At 27.4% G+C, this 230-nt stretch carries 1 protein-coding gene; it reads right to left on the bottom strand.

The window, feature by feature from the left end:
* Positions 1-230 (bottom strand): arginine--tRNA ligase domain-containing protein (gene argS / locus AACQ14_RS23730; protein WP_339366016.1); only part of this gene is annotated, 230 nt, incomplete at both ends.

Here is a 230-nt window from a genome sequence, read left to right as displayed (position 1 = left end):
TCATCTTCTAATTCAACAATCTTAGCACCTTCACTAATCTTAATTAGTCCTTTATCATCTAATTCCTTTATAATAACATCCATTTTGTCATTATAGAAACTTTCACCTGCATAAGAATCAAATTTTATATCTAACATATCATATATTCTGTTAAATTCTTTTAAACTAATATCTTTAAACCATTGCCATAGTGCTAATGCCTCTTCATCACCATTTTCCATCTTAGTGAA

It is taken from the genome of Vallitalea maricola (genome assembly GCF_036985595.1).
Taxonomy (GTDB): domain Bacteria; phylum Bacillota; class Clostridia; order Lachnospirales; family Vallitaleaceae; genus Vallitalea; species Vallitalea maricola.
The sequence above is the reverse complement of the archived record's forward strand: the minus strand, read 5'-3'. Positions and strand labels throughout refer to the sequence as shown.